We start from the raw sequence: 1,724 nt of genomic DNA, 5'->3' as shown, positions 1-1,724 counted from the left end.
GCACGTTTCGACCGACGAGGTCTTTGGGACGCTCGATGCTGACGATCCTGCTTTCAACGAAGAAACGAGTTACCGGCCCAACAGCCCTTACTCCGCTAGCAAGGCGGCAAGCGACCATCTGGTTCGCGCCTACTTCCATACTTATGGGCTTCCTGTCGTCACCACCAACTGCTCCAACAATTATGGCCCGCTGCACTTCCCGGAAAAGCTCATTCCGTTAGTGATCCACAACGCGCTCCAAGGCCGTTCTCTGCCGATCTATGGCGATGGTTTGCAGATCCGTGATTGGCTCTACGTGAAGGATCATTGCAGCGCGATCCGGCGTGTGCTGGAAGCCGGACGTCTTGGCGAAACCTATAATATCGGCGGCTGGAACGAGCGCGCCAACCTTCATGTCGTCACAACTCTCTGTGCGGTACTTGACGAGTTGCAGCCGCGAGCCGATGGCAAAAAGTATAGTGAGCAGATCGCCTTCGTCACCGATCGCCCCGGGCACGACCGGCGCTACGCGATCGATGCGCGCAAGATCGAGGCCGAACTCGGCTGGCGTCCGACTGAGACCTTCGAGAGCGGAATTCGCAAGACTGTCCAGTGGTATCTCGACAATGCCGACTGGGTCGAGAACGTAACCTCAGGCAGCTACCGCAACTGGGTGGAGAAGCAATACGCATGACCGTGCTTCTTCTCGGAAAGAATGGTCAACTTGGACGCGGGCTTCAGCGCGCGCTGCTCCCATTCGGTAATCTCGTCGCCTTCGCGCGCGACGAACTCGATCTCGATAAGCCGGAAGTCATCGCCGAGCGTCTTAATGCGGTTCGCCCTGATATCATCGTTAACGCGGCGGCTTATACGCAGGTCGATCTTGCCGAGACGAATGCCGATGCGGCATTTCGCGTCAACCACAAGGCCGTGAAGGAATTGGCGGATTACGCCCGCCGGAGCGACGCGCTGCTGGTGCATTATTCGACGGACTACGTTTTCGATGGTCGCCAGGAAACGCCTTATTGCGAGAGCGACGAGATGCATCCGTTGAATATCTACGGCCAGTCGAAACGTGCCGGCGAGTTGGCGATTGTCGAGTCCGGCTGTCGGCATCTGCTGTTTCGCACGAGTTGGGTTGTCTCTGCTGATGGCACGAACTTCGTGAAAACCATTCTGCGCCTGGCGCGGGAGCGTCCGAACCTGCGAATCGTCGCGGACCAGTTTGGCGCGCCGACGGCCGTCGAGGTGCTCGCTGATGTCACCGTGCTTGCAATTGCAGCGCATCGGCGCGGCGGCATTGCCGACGGAACCTATCATCTGACTGCGTCCGGACGAACAAGCTGGCACGGACTTGCCCAGCATATTGTCCAAAAGGCGATCGAGCACGGCTTCGTCTCGGCTGTCGATCCGGCCAATATCGAGGCGATTACGACCGAAGAGTTTCCACGGCCGGCCGCACGGCCGCGAAATTCGTCGCTCAACACGAATGCTTTGAGTTCCGCCCTCGGGTTCACCTTGCCTGAATGGACGGTGCATGTCGATCGCGTACTTGATCAATTGAAGGAACGGGGGTGGGCGCTGTGACCCGAAAAGGCATCATTCTCGCCGGTGGATCCGGCACTCGTCTTCATCCGGCGACACTTGCCATGAGCAAGCAGTTGCTGCCTGTCTTCGACAAGCCGATGATCTATTATCCACTCAGCACGCTGATGCTGGCCGGCATCCGCGACATCCTGATCATC

3 protein-coding genes are annotated in these 1,724 nt (G+C 58.4%); all 3 read left to right on the top strand.

Annotated elements, in window-relative coordinates; translation table 11 throughout:
- Window positions 1-673, top strand: a 673-nt coding sequence (locus tag B3605_RS05285; RefSeq protein WP_296433107.1) for a dTDP-glucose 4,6-dehydratase, incomplete at its 5' end; no start/stop codon positions are given.
- Window positions 670-1,566, top strand: coding sequence for a dTDP-4-dehydrorhamnose reductase (gene rfbD, locus B3605_RS05280; RefSeq protein ID WP_296433105.1), 897 nt, complete (start codon window positions 670-672; stop codon window positions 1,564-1,566). The genes B3605_RS05285 and rfbD, both read left to right, overlap by 4 nt.
- Window positions 1,563-1,724: sugar phosphate nucleotidyltransferase (locus tag B3605_RS05275; RefSeq protein WP_296433115.1), on the top strand; the 162-nt coding region annotated here is incomplete at its 3' end. The genes rfbD and B3605_RS05275, both read left to right, overlap by 4 nt.

The organism is Rhizobium sp. UBA1881 (assembly GCF_002338015.1).
Taxonomy (GTDB): Bacteria; Pseudomonadota; Alphaproteobacteria; order Rhizobiales; family Rhizobiaceae; genus Rhizobium.
Note: the sequence above shows the minus strand (reverse complement) of the source record. Positions and strands in the feature narration are given on the sequence as shown.

What these genes read in the sequence shown, in the direction of transcription:
- rfbD (WP_296433105.1), top strand. Translation starts at nt 670, where the DNA reads ATGACCGTGCTTCTTCTCGGAAAGAATGGTCAACTTGGACGCGGGCTT.